General features: G+C 70.9%; 9 protein-coding genes. 6 read left to right on the top strand and 3 right to left on the bottom strand.

Translation table 11 applies throughout. The features are described from left to right. Positions 1-31 precede the first annotated feature (31 nt). Complete coding sequence (locus ACIBU0_RS03140; RefSeq protein ID WP_398810784.1) at positions 32-4,666, top strand: aKG-HExxH-type peptide beta-hydroxylase; 4,635 nt, start codon at positions 32-34, stop codon at positions 4,664-4,666. A 1-nt stretch (position 4,667) separates the two neighbouring features. Here ACIBU0_RS03140 and ACIBU0_RS03135 read toward each other — a convergent pair whose 3' ends face one another. Next, a complete protein-coding gene (locus ACIBU0_RS03135; RefSeq protein ID WP_398810781.1) occupies positions 4,668-5,432 on the bottom strand; it encodes a crotonase/enoyl-CoA hydratase family protein in 765 nt (254 codons plus the stop codon). A gap of 60 nt (positions 5,433-5,492) precedes the next feature. Beyond that, positions 5,493-6,458 carry a YbhN family protein gene (locus ACIBU0_RS03130; RefSeq protein WP_398810778.1) on the bottom strand — a complete coding sequence of 322 codons (966 nt, stop codon included), beginning with the start codon at positions 6,456-6,458 and terminating at the stop codon, positions 5,493-5,495. Between the two features lie 150 nt (positions 6,459-6,608). On the opposite strand from ACIBU0_RS03130, the gene ACIBU0_RS03125 reads away from it, so the two are divergent. Together ACIBU0_RS03125 and ACIBU0_RS03120 are read left to right on the top strand one after the other, a co-directional pair. Continuing rightward, complete coding sequence (locus tag ACIBU0_RS03125) at positions 6,609-8,525, top strand: ABC transporter ATP-binding protein (RefSeq protein WP_398811758.1); 1,917 nt, start codon at positions 6,609-6,611, stop codon at positions 8,523-8,525. 89 nt (positions 8,526-8,614) lie between these two features. Then, on the top strand, positions 8,615-12,532 hold the full coding sequence (locus ACIBU0_RS03120) for a glycoside hydrolase family 2 TIM barrel-domain containing protein (protein ID WP_398810775.1): 3,918 nt from the start codon (positions 8,615-8,617) through the stop codon (positions 12,530-12,532). Positions 12,533-12,603: 71 nt separating this feature from the next. On the opposite strand, the gene ACIBU0_RS03115 is transcribed toward ACIBU0_RS03120, so the two are convergent. Then, entirely contained in the window at positions 12,604-13,680 is a 1,077-nt protein-coding gene (locus tag ACIBU0_RS03115; protein WP_398810772.1) for an alkene reductase, read from the bottom strand. 116 nt (positions 13,681-13,796) lie between these two features. On the opposite strand from ACIBU0_RS03115, the gene ACIBU0_RS03110 reads away from it, so the two are divergent. From ACIBU0_RS03110 to ACIBU0_RS03100, 3 genes are all read left to right on the top strand, one after another. Beyond that, complete coding sequence (locus ACIBU0_RS03110; protein ID WP_398810769.1) at positions 13,797-14,174, top strand: MerR family transcriptional regulator; 378 nt, start codon at positions 13,797-13,799, stop codon at positions 14,172-14,174. 150 nt (positions 14,175-14,324) lie between these two features. Then, on the top strand, positions 14,325-15,095 hold the full coding sequence (locus ACIBU0_RS03105; protein WP_398810767.1) for a glucose 1-dehydrogenase: 771 nt from the start codon (positions 14,325-14,327) through the stop codon (positions 15,093-15,095). A 62-nt stretch (positions 15,096-15,157) separates the two neighbouring features. Then, positions 15,158-16,954, top strand: a complete 1,797-nt coding sequence (locus ACIBU0_RS03100) for an acyl-CoA dehydrogenase (RefSeq protein ID WP_398810764.1) — start codon at positions 15,158-15,160, stop codon at positions 16,952-16,954. The last annotated feature ends 316 nt before the right edge of the window (positions 16,955-17,270 follow it).

Here is a 17,270-nt window from a genome sequence, read left to right as displayed (position 1 = left end):
ACCCTCCACCACACCGGCCTCGGCTTCCGCCATGTCCGGGACCTTCACCGCACGCGGGCCGGGCAGCTTCTCGGCCGCTGTCGTGAACGGCGACGTCCAGGTCACCTACATGGGTGCTCAGCCTCGCCCGATGCCCGCGGGGTCGCCGCCTCCGGTCGTCGCCATGCCCTTGGCCGTGCCTCACCGCCGAGTCGAGTCCGAGCGGCTGCGGGGGCGGGACAGACTGGTGGACGACGTGACAGCCGCGGTGACACGACGTGCCGCCGGGGACGCGGACGTCCCCGGAGTGTGGCTGCTGTCCGGGATGGGCGGCTGCGGCAAGACAACCGTGGCCCTGGAAGCGGCCCATCAGCTCCGCGACAGCCTGATGAGCCATGTGTGGTGGGTGCCGGAGGCGAAAGCGGAAACCCTGTTCGCGACACTGCGCGCGGTGGCGTTCGCGGCCGGGGCGACACCGAGCGACTTCGTCGAGGGGGCGCATCCGGCAGATGTCCTCTGGAAGCGGCTCGACGCCCTCACCGTTCCGTGGCTGCTGGTGCTCGACAACATCGACGACCCCGCCGTCCTCGCCGCGGAATCGGCTCGCACGGCCGATGAGAACGGCTGGCTGCGCCGGCCCGAACATCCCTGGGGCACAGTGCTGATCACCAGCCGTGAACCGACCCCCGAGCGGTGGGGGGAGGACTGGGTCCACGTGGTGAGCGTCGATCCGTTGTCCAGCGAGGACGGGGCCATGGTGCTGCGTGACCTGGCTCCGGGGGCCGGGTCCGTGGGCGAGGCCCGGGAACTCGCCGAGCATCTCGGGGGGCTCCCGCTCGCGTTGGGCCTCGCCGGTTCCTACCTCGGACGCCCCCGCCGGCGGCGCTCGGCGTCGATGCCCAAGAGCTTCGCCGACTACCGCCGCAGCTTCGACGCACAGATGGCTGAGCTGGCATCCGACACGGACATCGACCTCAGCCCGGCGGAGCGAGCACGCCGCGCGCTGCTGAGCACCTGGGAGCTCTCCCTCGATCTGCTGCATCGTCAGGGTATGGAGCAGGCCCGGCCGCTGCTGCGCCTGCTGTCCGCCCTCGACCCGGCTCCCATTCCGGATCAGGACATCCTCGACGTGGATCTGCTCGCCCGGAGCGAACTCTTCAACGGCCTGACGGAGAAGGCCCTCGATGAGTCACTGGAGGGTCTGGCCAGGCTGAAGCTGATCGACATCGAGCCGGAGTACGAGGTGGGGGAGGATCGGCAGAGCTGGATCACCATCCACCCGATGGTCCGGGCGGCCAGCCGCACACACCTCGCCGCTCAGGCGCTGCCGATGCTCGTACTGGTCACCGCTCTCCTCGAAAGGGTCACCGGCCCCCTGAAAGGGGGCGTGCCCATGCACTGGCCCCGTTGGCAGGCCGTCGCCCCCCACGGACCGGCGGCACGCCTCCTGCTGTCCGAGTGGGACGGCGACGTCCCGTTGACGGCCGACCTGGTGACCGCGGCCACTGAGCCCGCGGTCCGCACGGCCCGCTACTACCGCGATGTGGGGAGGTACGGGGAATCCATCGCCGAACTGAGAACGGTCGAGGAGCTCAGAGCGCGCTTCGTCGGTGCGGAGGCCCGGGCAACCGCCGTCGTCCGGTTGGACCTCGCCTGGGCACTGCGTGACAACGGTGATCTTGCGGAGTCGGACGACATCTACCGGGATCTGGTGGTGGGGCAACGCAGACTGCCGACCGGCGATCGGCTGCTCCAGTCGGCCCGTTTGGGGCGGGCGCGCACGCTGCTGGAGTTGGGGCGGTACCGGGAGGCCGAGGAAGAGCTGCGCATCGCGCAGGCCCTCCGGCTGAGCGAGCCGAACGCAGGCCCGCGGGGGATCCTGCAGATCCGGGCCGACCTGGCTCGACTGGCACGTCGCCAGGGCCGGTTCGAGGAGGCGGTCACCGAACTGCGGGATGTTCGCCGACTGACCGAGGCCCTGGGGCCGGAAGCCGACATCGACGCCTTCGCCGCCAGGCTCGGCCTCGTCCGAGGCCTGCGCGACGCGGGTCATGCGGAGGAGGCCGAGACGGCGGCCGAGGAACTCGTGAACGAGTACCGCGATGCATGGGGCCACGATCACCCCGACGTGCTCATCGCCCGCCACGAACGCGCCCGGATCATGCGCGACCACGAGGGGGACAGAGCGCTGCTGGAGCAGGCGAGGGACGAGTTCACTGCGATCTGGGAGAGCAGTGAGCGCAGACTCGGCGTGGACCATCCGGACACCATCGCGGCCCGGCACGAACTGGCGACGGTCTGGCATCTCCTCGGGCGCCGCGACCACGCGGTCGAACACTTCAGGGCCGCGCATGAGGCGGGGAGACGGAGACTCGGCGACAACCATCCGAACGTCGTCGTCTGCGCGCGCAACCTCGCCATGGTGCTCGCGGAACTGGCGAACGAGACCGGTCCGCTCCCGACAGCCTTACCGGTGGGGGATGTGAAGCAGGGCCGGGCCCCACTGTCCTCGGCGACCCTCGACCTGACCGGGCTCTCCGTCGAGCGGGCACTGTCCCCGCCGTATGGCCGAGACGTGCGTTCCGCTGCTCTGGCACGGGCGGTGGACCGGTTCGTCCGGTCGGACCGGACAGTCGCCGGCTTCGGTGGTGCGGGCGATGGCGCGGGGTTCTCCTCGTGGACCCATCAGACGAATTCGTCCACCGGGAATAGCTATCGGCCGGCGGATCCCGTCGCACCGGCAGCTCTCGCCGGATCTTCGGGCCGGGCCCGCGCGGTGGACGGCGCCGCCGTTCGCGTCCTGGCGACGGGTGCGGAGGACCGTCGGCTGGTCGAGAGTCTGCGATCGCAGGAGCGAGGCATCCGCCTGATCGCCCTGCGCGACCTGCTGGATCTCACGGAGACGGCCATGAGCAGCCGTAGCGACAGGTATCCGTCGGTGGCACAGGTCCGCGAGCTCCTGGTCCGAGCCGACCGTACGGATCCACAGGCCGTCACCACAGTCCTCCTCGCCCCTGCAGTGGGTCGCTGGATGAGCCGTACACTGCGAACGCTGCACACCCTGGCAGACGAGCCGTCCGGGCCACTGCCCGACGATCTGCTCTACTTGCACTCCGTTGCGGCGGTGGCGGCCTTCGCGGCAAGGGTGCCGTTCGCCCTACGGCTCCCCGTCTGCGACGGCTTCGTCATCCTGCCCACCTTGGGCGCCTTCGACCTGCGGCCGACCAAAGCCCGTGTGGTCGTCGGCCGCATGGGCAAGAGCCGCCGGCTGACGATCACGTTCGGAGGTGGTAAGGGCGTCGGCATCTGGAGTTCGTACGTCCCCCTTCCGTTCTGGCGCCCGGTGAGCCGGATCCGGACGGGTCACGAAGCCGGCGCTCGCGGTTTCGACTTCTTCGTGGACGACATGGATCCCCACCGGGAGACGGTGGGGCCGGCGGCCCCGTCCCCGCTGGGCAGCTCGGAGACGAACAATTGGGCTGTGGTGTTCCGCGCGGCGCGCAGCCTGCTGGACCGGGTCGACCCCCGGCGCGGGGACGTGATCGCGGCGGCGCTCACAGCCGTGACACCCAGGCCCGCCGCGCCGGGCGGTGTGGTGGACTCGGCGTCGTCCAGCGATGCGTTCGGGGGCATCGTGGCGAGCGCTCCCCCCGACAGCGTGGAACTCGCGGCGTGCCTGGTCCACGAGTTCCAGCACATGAAACTGCATGCCGTGCTGAACTCCGTCGCGCTCTACGACGAGAAGGATGAGCCGGACGGGGAACTGTTCTACGCGCCGTGGCGGGACGACCCGCGTCCCCTGCCCGGGCTCCTCCAAGGGGTCTTCGCCTTCTTCGGTGTGGTCGACTTCTGGCGGAAACTCACCCGTATCGAGGGGGGTGCGGGACTTCGGCGCGCCCAGTTCCAGCTGGTGTACTGGCGCACGCAGGCCCAGGACGCGTACACCGCACTGTGCCTGTCCCCGCGCCTCACCGAAGCGGGGCAGTACTTCGCCGCGTTGATGGGCGGTACGACGGTCACCTGGACCGACCACGAGGACGTGCCCGAGGACATCGTGTCCCTCGCCATGGAGGCGGTGGTGGCCCATCGTGCCCGCTGGCGCCTGCGACACATGCGTCCGGGCATCGCCACGGTGGCGGAAGTCGCCGACGCGTGGGCGTCGGGCGCGTCTCGGCCGCCATGGCGGACCGTCGCGGTCACCTTGCGCCCGGATCTCGGCGTCGAGCCGTCCAATGCCTACACGGCGTTGCTCTGCAAGGCGGCCACCGCCGCGTACGAACTGCGCGCCGTGCCGGTCGCGTCCGGCTTCCTGGAGGTCAGCGGGGCCCAGGTCGACCCCGCCGATCTCGCGCGGCTTCAGGGCTCGTCGGAAGAGGCGCGCCGACTGGCGGCCGGCCAGGTCGAGCGATGGCCTCAGCGGCACGAGCCCTGGGTCCGTCTGGGGCTCGCCCTGAGAAGAAGCGCCGAGACGAGCACTAAGAGGCCGGCCGCCCCCGGCACAGCCTCGGCGGCAGGTGCGCTGACACACTGCCCGGAGGTGGTCCGCGCCGTTCACATGCGAGTCACCGAGGTGACGGGTACACCGCCGGACCCCGTTGCCCTGGCCGCCTGGATCGGTGTGCCGGACGTCCTGGACGGCCACGCCGGACCGCCTCGCCCGCCCGCTGACGGACGGCGGCGGCCGTAGTTCACAGATCCCCGAAAGCCCCGTGCCGCCCCGCCCCCGCGGCAAACCGCGCGGCACCCTCCAGACCCTCCGTCAGCACCCCCACTCCGTGCCGCAGCTCACCCCGCATCGCCGCCTCCTCGTCCAGCCCTTCCTGATCGAGCACGGACGCCCGGTCGGCGCGCAGGCACCCCTGCGGGAACCGCGCGATCTCGGCGGCCAGTTCCTCGGCCTCGGCGCGGGCGCGTCCCGTCGGCACGACGCGGTTGGCGAGCCCCATGGCGTGGGCCTCGCCCGCCGGCACCGGCCGTCCGGTCAGGATCATGTCCAGCGCCCGGCTCGTGCCGATGAGGCGGGGCAGCCGTACCGTGCCGCCGTCGATGAGCGGCACGCCCCAGCGGCGGCAGAACACCCCGAAGACGGCGTCCTCCTCGGCCACCCGCAGATCGCACCACAGCGCCAGTTCCAGGCCTCCGGCCACGGCATGCCCGGCGACCGCGGCGATCACCGGCTTCGACAGGCGCATCCGGGTCGGCCCCATCGGGCCGTCCCCCTCCTCGGTGACCCGGTTGCCCCGTTCGCTGCCGAGCGCCTTGAGGTCGGCGCCCGCACAGAAGGTGCCGCCCTCGCCCCACAGCACCGCGACCCGGGCCCCGTCGTCCGCCTCGAACTCTTGGAAGGCGGCGGCGAGTTCGGCGGCGGTCGGACCGTCGACCGCGTTGCGCACCTCGGGACGGGAGAGGACGACGGTGGTGACGTGTCCCTGGCGCTCGACGCGGACCGGCATGGCGGGGCCTCTTCCTGAGTCGGAAATTCCCTGGGTGGGACCCCGCACGTTACTGAGCCGTCAGATGACCTTCCACCGCACCAGCGCCCCCAGCGTCAACGCCCCCGGCAGCAGCGGCAGCCAGACGGTGATGATCCGGTACGCCAGCACCACCGCCGTCGCCACCGCCACCGGGCCGCCCGCCGCCACCAGCGCCACGACCAGCGCCGCGTCGACCGAGCCGAGCCCACCCGGCGTGGGCACGAGGGCCACGGCGACGGTCGCCGCGAGATACGCGAGCGCCATGTGGGTCGGCGGCACGTCCAGCCCCAGGGCCAGCCCCACCAGGACCAGCCCGGATGCCTGCAGCACCGGAAAGGCCAGCGAACCGCCCCACAACGCCAGCGCCCGGGACGGGCGGGTGTGCACCGAGCGCGCCTCGCCCAGCGCGGTGCGCAGGAACGACAGCACGGCGGTGCGCAGCCGGCGTACGCAGGCGAAGACGGCCACGACCACGGCCGCCACCGCACCGATGACCAGCAGCAGCGGGCCCCCTGCCCCCTCCGGCAGGAGCGGCCCGAGCCGCAGGGCGTCGGGGAAGGCGATGAGCAGCGCGGCCAGCAGGCCGACCCGAGCCACGCTCTCGGCGAGCAGATACAGCGCCAGGGCGGCCGAGGAGCGGGCGAGCGGCAGCCCGCAGACCGTCATGAAGCGCAGGTTGACCGCGCTCGCGCCCAGGCCGGTGGGCAGCAGGTGGTTGGCCGAGCCCGCCGCGAACTGCGTGACGAGCAGCCGCAGTTTCGGCAGCCGGTCGACCACGGCACCCTGCCGGGTCACCGCGGCCGCCACCCAGGTCAGACAGGTGGCGCAGGCCGCGGCGAGCAGCCACGGCCACTTGGCCGTCGCCAGATGGCCGATGCCCTCGGCGAGCACGGCCCGGTGCCGCACCGCGACCACGACGACGAGGGTGAGCGGCAGCAGGACCAGGACCTGGCGGACCGGGAGGCGCCGGATCAGGCGTCCGGTGGCGAGTCGTACGGCTGTCACATCCGGAGAGGTTCTCCGTGCCGGGACAACGGCGGGTTGCGGCAGCGGAGACGGCGCCTTACGGACCGGCTGCGGACGGACATCCGGCGCGGCGCACCCCTCGCCCTTGACCTCGATATTGCTTGAGGTTCTACCTTCTCTCCCATGAGCATGGAGACCACAGCCTGGACCCAGCTGCACAGCGTCATGAACGCCGAACGGGAGCGCCGCCCGTTCGCCCCCGCCACGCTGCGCCGCATCGCCGCGTTCGCCCGCCCGCACCGCCGCAGGATCGCGCTCTTCGTCGTGCTCGGGGTGGTGACCGCGCTGCTCGCCGTCGCGACCCCCGTCCTGGCCGGACACGTCGTCGACGCGATCGTGACGGGCGGCGACGAGAGCACCGTCGTCCGCCTGGCCCTGCTGATCGCCCTGATCGCGGTGGCGGAGGCGGCGCTCGGGATCCTCGCGCGACGTCTGTCGGCGACGCTCGGGGAGGGGCTCATCCTCGATCTCCGTACGGCTGTGTTCGATCATGTGCAGCGCATGCCGGTCGCGTTCTTCACACGCACTCGTACGGGAGCGCTCGTCTCCCGTCTCAACAACGACGTCATCGGCGCCCAGCGCGCCTTCAGCAACACGCTCTCCGGAGTGGTCAGCAACCTCGTCACCCTGCTGCTCACCCTCGCCGTCATGCTCACCCTGTCCTGGCAGATCACCCTGCTGGCCCTCGTCCTGCTCCCGGTGTTCGTGATCCCGGCCCGGCGCATGGGCCACCGGATGGCCCGGATGCAGCGGGAGGCGGCCACGCTGAACGCGGCGATGGGCACCCGCATGACCGAGCGCTTCTCCGCGCCCGGCGCCACGCTGGTCAAGCTCTTCGGGCGCCCGGAGGAGGAGTCGGAGGAGTTCGCGGCCCGGGCCGGGCGGGTGGCGGAGATCGGCGTGCGGACGGCCACCGCGCAGTCGGTGTTCATCACCGCGCTCACCCTGGTGTCCGCCCTGGCCCTCGCCCTGGTCTACGGCCTCGGCGGCTGGTTCGCCCTGCGCGGCACCCTGGAGCCGGGCGCCGTCGTCTCGCTGGCGCTGCTCCTGACCCGTATGTACGCGCCGCTCACCGCGCTCGCCGGCGCCCGCGTCGAGGTCATGAGCGCCCTCGTCAGCTTCGAGCGGGTCTTCGAGGTGCTCGACCTGGAACCGCTGATCGAGGAGAGGCCGGACGCGAAGGAGGTCCCCGAGGGCCCGGTGCCGGTGGAGTTCGAGAACGTCCGCTTCGGCTACCCGTCCGCCGACAAGGTCTCCCTCGCCTCCCTGGAGGAGGTGGCGACCCTCGACACGCGCGGCGGCGCCGAGGTGCTGCACGGCATCTCCTTCCGCGCCGAACCCGGGCAGACGGTCGCCCTGGTCGGCTCGTCCGGCGCCGGCAAATCGACCGTGGCCCAGCTGCTGCCGCGGCTGTACGACGTCGACGAGGGCGCCGTACGCGTGGGCGGCGTCGACGTCCGCGACCTGAGCGCCGCGTCCCTGCGCGCCACCCTCGGCATGGTCACCCAGGACGGCCACCTCTTCCACGACACCGTCCGCGCCAACCTGCTCCTTGCCCGTCCGAGCGCCACCGACGCGGACCTCTGGGACGCCCTGCGCCGCGCCCGCCTCGACGACCTCGTACGGTCCCTGCCCGACGGCCTCGACACGGTGGTCGGCGAGCGCGGCTACCGCCTCTCCGGCGGCGAACGCCAGCGGATGACCATCGCCCGGCTGCTGCTGGCCCGCCAGCGCGTCGTCATCCTCGACGAGGCCACCGCCCACCTGGACAACACCTCCGAGGCGGCCGTCCAGGAGGCACTCGCGGAAGCGCTGGAGGGCAGGACCGCGGTCGTGATCGCCCACCGGCTCTCCACCGTGCGCACCGCGGACCTGATCCTGGTGGTCGAGGCCGGCCGGATCGTCGAACGCGGCACACACGAAGAGCTGCTGGCGGCCGGGGGACGCTACGCCGAGCTGTACCGGACGCAGTTCGAGCGCCAACTCGCCCCTCAGGAACAAACAAAGCCCGACAGCATCATTGCTTCACTGGGGTTCGCATCCTAGGGTTCCGTTCGGTTTACCAACAGCACCGCACAAGATCTGACGCTCCCTCAACCATGCAGCGCACTGTCGTTGCGAGGAAGGCCATGGTCATGCCGGACACCCCCCTGTCTCCCGCCGCCCCGCCCCGCCCGCTGGACGTGCCGGTCAGCCGCCGCCGTCTCCTGGAGGGGGGAGCCGCCCTGCTCGGCGCGCTCGCCGTCTCCGGATCGTCCGCCACGGTGCACGCGGCCGAGGGCCCCGGAGCGGCGGCCGGGACCCCGGAGTGGAACGGCAACATCAGCCTCTTCCAGGTCGGCGCCGAGCCCCCGCACACCACGCTGATGCCGTACGCGAACGTCAAGCAGGCCCTGGAAGCCGACCGCACCCGCTCGCCGTACCGCATGAGCCTCGACGGCAAGTGGAAGTTCGCCTACGCCGACCGCCCCGACGACCGCGACGCCGACTTCTACCGCCCCGACGTCGACGACAGGGACTGGGACACCATCCCGGTCCCCTCCGTCTGGCAGCTGCACGGCTACGACTTCCCGATCTACGTCAACATCACCTACCCGTACTGGGGTCCCAACGGCCTCGGCGAGGAGACCCAGCCGCCGAACGCCCCCACCCGCTACAACCCTGTCGGCCAGTACAGACGGACGTTCACCGTCCCGAAGGACTGGAACGGACGTCAGATCTTCCTGCACTTCGAGGGCGTGAAGTCCGCCCACTACGTGTGGATCAACGGCGAGTTGGTGGGCTACAAGGAGGACTCCTTCACTCCCGCCGAGTACGACATCACCAAGCACCTCAGGCCCGGCACCAACCAGATCGCGGTGGAGGTGTACCGCTACTCCGACGGCGACTGGCTGGAGGACCAGGACATGATCCGGCTGAGCGGCATCTTCCGCTCGGTCTACCTGTACTCCACCCCCGTCGTACGCCTGCGCGACTTCAAGCTGGACACCCCGCTGAGCGACGGCTACCGGGCGGCGGCCCTGTCGGTCACCGCGAGCGTGCGTGCCTACGCCGGCAGCGGCGCCGGACGCTACACCGTCGAGACACAGCTGTACGACGCGACCGGTCATCCCGTCTGGTCCCGCCCCCTGCAGCAGGGCGTCGACGTGGACGCCGTCGGCCAGGACGTGACCGTGCGGGCCGAGAAGTCCGTCCCCGCACCGAAGCTCTGGTCGGCCGAACACCCCTACCTCTACACGGCCGTCCTCCGCCTGCGCGACCCGGCCGGGAAACTGGTCGAGACCCTGTCCCACCGCGTCGGCCTGCGCGAGTTCGCGCTCAAGGACGGCCTGATGCGGATCAACGGCAAGCCCGTCTCCTTCCGCGGCACCAACCGGCACGAGATGCACCCCGACCGCGGCATCGCGCTCACCCGTGAGGACATGATCGAGGACATCACGATCATCAAGCGGCTGAACATGAACACGGTCCGCACCTCGCACTACCCCAACAACCCGATCTGGCTCGAACTCGCCGACGAGTACGGCCTCTACCTGGTCGACGAGACCAACCTCGAAACCCACGGCATCCGCGGCCAGTACCCCGGCAACCACGCCGACTGGACCGAGGCGTGCGTCGCCCGCGCCCAGAACATGGTCCACCGCGACAAGAACCACGCCTGCGTCGTCATCTGGTCGCTCGGCAACGAGGCGGGCGGCGGCAGCACGTTCGTGGCCATGCGCGACTGGATCAAGTCGTACGACACCACGCGCGTCGTCCAGTACGAGGGCGACGACCGGCCGACGATCAGCGACATCCGCTCGGAGATGTACGACAGCCCCGCCACCGTCGAGTCCCGCGCGAAGAACACCGGCGACACCCGGCCGTACGTCATGATCGAGTACTGCCATGCGATGGGGAACTCCAACGGAAACTTCAAGAAGTACTGGGACCTGATCCGCCGCTATCCCGTCCTTCAGGGCGGCTGGATCTGGGACTTCGTGGACCAGTCGCTGAGCTGGCCCACCCCGGCCCGCAAGCAGTTCACCGAGGCCGGGCCGGGCGGCCTGCGCGGCGAGATCCTCGCGCCCAGCGGCACCTTCGACCGGGCCAAGGGCGTCGCCGGCGGCACCGTCTTCGCCCGCGACGCGAGCCTCGACCTCACCGGCTCGCTGACGCTGGAGGCGTGGATCACCCCGCACGTCCTCGGCTACCACCAGCCGATCCTCGCCAAGGGCGACACCCACTACGCGCTGAAACAGACCGACAAGAACCTCGAGTTCTTCATCTACGGCGGCGGCCAGTGGATCACGGCGAGCTGGGCGCTGCCCGACGGCTGGACCGGCACCGAGCACCATGTCGCGGGCGTCTTCGACGCGGACGCGGGCAGGCTCACCCTCTACGTCGACGGAGAGGCCAAGGCCACCCGCACCACCACCCAGAGGCCCGCCAGGAACACCGCGTCCCTCGCGCTCGCCACCGACACGGACAACCCCAGCCGGGAGTTCAGCGGCACCATCCGGCGGGCCCGCGTCTACGCCCGCGCGCTGAGCGCCGGGGAACTGGCCTCCGACAGCCGCGGTCCCCGTGACGACGGGGTGCGGTTCTGGTTCGACGCGGCGACGGTCGAGCTCACCGAGAAGCGGCCGAAGGAGAAGACCTTCTTCGCGTACGGCGGCGACTGGGGCGACAGCCCCAACGACTTCAACTTCGTCGCGGACGGCATCATCACCGCCGACCGCGGACACACGGGCAAGGCCGCCGAGATCAAACGGATCTACCAGGCGGTCAACGCCGCCCCGGCCTCCGGCGACCGGCTCACCCCCGGCGCGGCGGTCACCCTCACCAACGAGAACCTGTTCACCAACCTGCGCGAGTTCGAGGGCCGTTGGACACTCGTCGCCGACGGACGGGCGGTCCAGCGCGGGAGGCTGACCCGCGCACAGCTGGACGTCGCGCCGCTCTCCAGCAAGGACATCACCGTGCCCTTCAAGGTGCCGGCCGACCCGGCGCCGGGCACCGAGTACTTCCTGGAGCTGTCCTTCACCACGCAGGAGACGACGAAGTGGGCCAGGGCCGGCTTCGAGGTCGCCAAGCAGCAGCTGCCGGTCGACGCGGGCAGTCCGGCGGTGACGCCGGCCCCGCTGGACGGCGTTCCGGTACTGACGTACGAGGACGGTGCCAGTGCGGTCACCGTCTCGGGCAAGGGCTTCTCGGTGACCGTCGACAAGAAGACCGGCGTCATCACCTCGTACAAGGCCGGCGGGGCCCAGCTGATCTCCTCGGGCCCCGTCCCGAACTTCTGGCGGGCGCCCACCGACAACGACCACGGCAACGGCCAGCACACCCGCAACCGGACCTGGCGCGACGCCGGCGCGGACCGCAAGGTCACGGGTGTCGCCGCGCGCGGCCTGCGGGACAGGGCCGTCGAGATCAAGGTCAGCGGCACCCTGCCCACGACCACGGAGTCGACGTACACGACCACCTACACGGTCTTCGGCAACGGCGAGATCAAGGTCGACAACACCCTGCACCCGGGCGCGTCCTCCCTGCCGTACATCCCGGAGGTCGGCACGCTCCTCTTCCTCCCCGGCCGCCTGGAGAACCTGCACTACTACGGCCGCGGCCCCGAGGAGAACCACTGGGACCGCAACAACGGCACCGACGTGGGCCGCCACTCCGGCACCGTCTCCGGCCAGTGGGAGTCGTACATCCGCCCCCAGGAGAACGGCAACAAGACCGACGTCCGCTGGATCGCCCTCACCGGCCGCGACGGCACCGGCCTGCTCGTCTCCGGCGAACCCCTGCTGGAGGTCAACGCCTCGCACTTCACCCCGGAGGACCTGTCGGTCGGCGCGCGCCACGACTACCAGCTGACCCCGAGGGAGGAGGTCGTGCTCCGGGTGAGTCACCGCCAGATGGGCGTGGGCGGCGACAACAGCTGGGGCGCCCACACGCACGACGAGTACAAGCTGTTCGCGAACCGCGACTACTCCTACACCTACCGGCTGCGTCCCCTGCGGGATGTGGACGAGGCGATGGCTGCCTCGCGCCGCCCCACCGCCGTGGAGTGACGTGGATCTCGGTGCGGGTCCAGGACGGCGTTTCGCGCCCTGGACCCGCCCGGGGTGCCGAGGGGGCGGTGTCAGGCCGTGTACTGGTAGGCCGGGTAGGTCAGGTATCCCGCGTCGCCGCCCTGGTAGTACGTGGACTCGTCGACGGGAGCGAGCGGCACTCCGGTGCGCAGCCGCTCGACCAGGTCGGGGTTGGAGATGAAGGCGCGGCCGAAGCTGATGAGCTCGGCCCCCAGGTCGAGCCAGTGGTCGGCCTCGTCCCGGCCGGTGTGCTTCGGTCCCATCGGGAGCACGGGGTTCATGATCAGGGTGCCCGGCCATGCGCGGCGCAGGCCGGCCAGCACCTCCTCCTCGGCGGTGGCTTCGAGGTGGATGTAGGCCAGCCCGAGGCGGGACAGTTCGGTCAGTAGCGCGGTGTAGAGCTCGGGGACGTCGGTCTCCTCGACTCCCCAGAAGGTCACGCCCGGTGACAGACGGATTCCGGTCCTGGCCGCGCCGATGGCCTCGGCGGTTGCGGACACCGCCTCGACGGCGAAGCGGATGCGGTTGCGCACCGAGCCTCCGTAGCGGTCGGTGCGCAGGTTGGCGTTGGACGACAGGAACTGCGAGATGAGATAGCCGTTGGCGCCGTGCAGCTCCACGCCGTCGAAGCCGGCGTCGATGGCGCGGCGGGCGGCCTGAGCGTAGGACTCGGCCTGCTCGGACACCTCGGCGGTGTCCAGCGCGCGCGGGACCGGCGCCGGCTGGAGCCCGGTCGGGGTGAACAGCTTCCACCCGTCGGCCGCGACGGCCGAGGGACCGACCGGCTGCACCCCGGTGGTGTCGGGGTGCGAAACCCGTCCGCCATGCATGATCTGGGCGAAGATCCGTCCGCCGTTGGCGTGCACGGCATCAGTCACCGGGCGCCACGCGGTGACCTGCTCGTCGGTGTGCAGTCCCGGCGTGCCGGGGTTGGACTGCCCGACCACGTTCGGCTGCACCCCTTCGCTCACGATCAGTCCGGCCGTGGCCCGCTGGGCGTAGTAAGTCGCCATCGACGGCGTGGCCAGACCGCCGGCGGCGGCACGGACGCGTGTCATCGGGGCCATCACCACCCGGTTGGGCAGCGTCAGGTCCCCCAGCTGGTACGGCGTGAACAGGGTTGTCATGTCATGGCTCCTTCGTCATCGGCACCGGACAACCGGGCGCGGCGGCTACGCTAAAACCTGACACTGACGTCAGAGGCAAGGGTTGTGGCTCAGCCCACAGCACCGAGGGAGATGGCATGCGCATCGGGGAGCTGGCGGCACGGGCCGGAGTCAGCGTCCGGTCCCTGCGCTACTACGAGGAGCAGGGGCTGCTCACCAGCACCCGCAGTGCCAGTGGGCAGCGGCACTACACGGACCACGAGGTCGAGCGGGTCGTGTTCATCCAGCGGCTGTTCGCCGCAGGGCTGTCCAGCCGCACCATCGCCGAACTGCTGCCGTGCGTCGACTCTCCCAGTGAGGAGAACTCCGACGCCGCGCTGGAGCGGATGGCGCAGGAGCACGACCGGCTCTCCGAGCGCATCGCCGACCTCGTCCGCACCCGGGACGCCCTCGCCGGGCTGATGGCCATGGCGCGGGCGCATCAGGAGCGCCTGCGGTCGGCGGTCGCCGATTGATGTCTGTGCCTCGTCGGGTGGCCGAGTGGACCGGGGGTACGGACCGGTTTCCGTGGGGCAGGGCTTGGCCAGAGGCTAAGCGACTGCTTAGTATCCAGCCTGCGTCGGGAAACAGCCTGCCCGGCCGCCCTCCCACCTCAGGAGTCCACCGTGACCTCACTGTTCTCCCTCTCCGGCAAGACCGCCCTGGTGACCGGAGGTTCCCGCGGCATCGGCCTGATGATCGCCCGGGGCCTGGTCGAAGCGGGTGCCAAGGTCTACGTCAGCTCCCGCAAGGCGGAAGCCTGCGAGGAGGCCGTGCGCGGGCTTTCCGGTCCCGGCCAGGCGGTCGCGCTCCCCGCCGACCTGTCGCGCGAGGAGGAGTGCCACCGACTCGCCGCAGCCATCGGTGAGCGGGAGGAGCGGCTGGACATCCTGGTGAACAACGCCGGCGCCACCTGGGGCGCGCCCCTGGACGAGTTCCCGGTCAGCGGCTGGGACAAGGTGATGGACCTCAACCTGCGCAGCCCCTTCCTGCTCACCCAGGCTCTCCTGCCGAAGCTGCGCGCCGCCGGGTCGATGGAGGACCCCGCGCGGATCATCAACGTCGGATCCATCGACGGCCTGCACGTCAGCCCGGCCTCGGCCTACTCCTACGCGGCCAGCAAGGCGGGCCTGCACCACCTGACCCGCGTGCTGGCCAAGGAGCTCGGGCCACAGGGCATCACGGTGAACGCCATCGCGCCCGGCCCCTTCGAGTCGAAGATGATGGCCGCGACCCTGGACGCCATGGGTGAGGAGATCGCCAAGGCGGCTCCGTTGCGCCGGATCGGGCGGCCGGACGACATGGCGGGCGTCGCCGTCTACCTGGCCAGCCGTGCGGGCGCCTACGTCACCGGCGCCGTCATCCCCGTCGACGGCGGCCTCGGCACCACGGTCTGACCGGCCGGTAACAGCTCCCCGCCCCCTCGCACAAGCACCCCGAACCCGAGAAGAAGATCACCATGGCCTCCCTCCTGCTCTCCCGCCGAGACCTCGACTTCCTCCTGCACGAGTGGCTCGACGTCGAATCCCTGACCGCGCGCCCCCGCTTCGCCGACCACTCGCGTGAGACCTTCGACGCGGTACTGGACCTCAGCGAGACGATCGCCACCCGGCACTTCGCCCCGCACAACAAGAAGAACGACGCCCAGGAGCCGCACTTCGACGGCGAGCGCGTGCACATCATCCCCGAGGTCGAAGAGGCCCTGAAGGTCTTCGCCGACGCCGGGCTGATCGGCGGAAGCATGGACCACGAGGTGGGCGGCATGCAGTTGCCCGGCGTGGTGGCCAACGCCTGCTTCGCCTGGTTCCAGGCAGCCAACGTGGGAACGGCCGCCTACCCCTTCCTCACCATCGGCAACGCGAACCTGCTGCTGGCCCACGGCACTCCCGAGCAGATCGACACCTACGTCCGCCCGATGGTCGAGGGCCGCTTCTCGGGAACCATGTGCCTGTCGGAACCACAGGCGGGCTCCTCGCTGGCCGACGTGCGCACCCGCGCGGAAAAGGCCGACGACGGCACCTACCGCCTGTTCGGCAACAAGATGTGGATCTCGGGTGGCGACCACGAGCTGACCGAGAACATCGTCCACCTGGTTCTGGCCAGGATCCCCGGCGGCCCGCCCGGGGTGAAGGGACTCTCGCTGTTCATCGTCCCCAAGATCCTGGTGGAGGCCGACGGGACACTCGGCGAGCGCAACGACGTCGCCCTGGCCGGCCTCAATCACAAGATGGGGTACCGCGGGACGACGAACACGCTGCTGAACTTCGGTGAGGGCGCCTTCCGGCCCGGCGGGGCCCCCGGTGCCGTCGGCTTCCTGGTCGGGGAGCCCCACCGCGGACTGTCCTACATGTTCCACATGATGAACGAGGCCCGCATCGGTGTCGGACTCGGTGCGACAGCGCTCGGGTACACCGGCTACCTCCACGCCCTGGACTACGCGCGCACCCGGCCCCAGGGGCGCCCCCTCATGGCCAAGGACGCCACCACCCCCCAGATCCCGATCGTCGGGCATCCCGACGTCCGGCGCATGCTCCTCGCCCAGAAGTCGTACGTCGAAGGCGCGCTGGCTCTCATCCTGTACTGCGGGCGGCTGCTGGACGACGAGCGCACCGCCCCGACGGCCGACGAGCGCGCCAGGGCCGGACTTCTGCTGGACATGCTCACCCCGATCGCCAAGAGCTGGCCCTCCCAGTGGTGCCTGGAGGCCAACAACCTCGCCATCCAGGTCCACGGCGGCTACGGCTACACCCGCGAGTACAACGTCGAGCAGTTCTACCGGGACAACCGGCTCAACCCCATCCACGAGGGGACGCACGGCGTCCACGGCCTCGACCTGCTGGGCCGAAAGGTCGTCATGGACGGCGGCGCGGGGCTCCGCCTGCTCATCGAGACCGTCTCGGCGACGACCGCCCGCGCGGCGGCCGCGGACGACCAGATCGCCGGCTTCGGACGACAGCTGGACGCCTCCGTCGCCCGCGTCGCCGCCGTGACGCAGCGCCTGTGGGAGGCCGGGGACGCCGAGACCACCCTCGCCAACGCCTCGGTCTATCTGGAGGCCGTGGGACACGTCGTGGTCGCCTGGATGTGGCTGGAGCAGATGCTGACCGCCGCCGGACACAGCGGCGCCTTCTACGAGGGCAAGCGCCGGGCGGGTCAGTACTTCTTCCGGTACGAACTGCCCAGGACCGAGGCGCAGTTCGCGCTGCTGGAAAGCCTCGACCGCACCACCCTCGACATGCCCGCGGACTGCTTCTGAGCCTGTGCCTGGCGTCCGTCGGCGAAGTCGGCGAGGGGTGAGTGTGAGCCCTCGAGGATCTGGCACCTGGGCACCCGCGGCCGTCGAACGTCGTGTGCTCAAGGCCCACCGCACCCTGCGAACCGGACCGGATGCGCCGGATGAGCACACCGGCGTTCCCGCCCGGACCATCAGCCGGATCCTCGGGCGCCACCAGATGCCGCCGCTACGAACACGACCGGCCCGGCGACCTGATCCACACCGCCGTCGACGACCACTCCCGCCTCGCTCATGCCGAAACCTCCCCGACGAGAAGGGAATTCACCCGTCCACACTG

Source organism: Streptomyces sp. NPDC049627 (genome assembly GCF_044465645.1).
Lineage (GTDB): Bacteria > Actinomycetota > Actinomycetes > Streptomycetales > Streptomycetaceae > Streptomyces.
The sequence above is the reverse complement of the archived record's forward strand: the minus strand, read 5'-3'. Positions and strand labels throughout refer to the sequence as shown.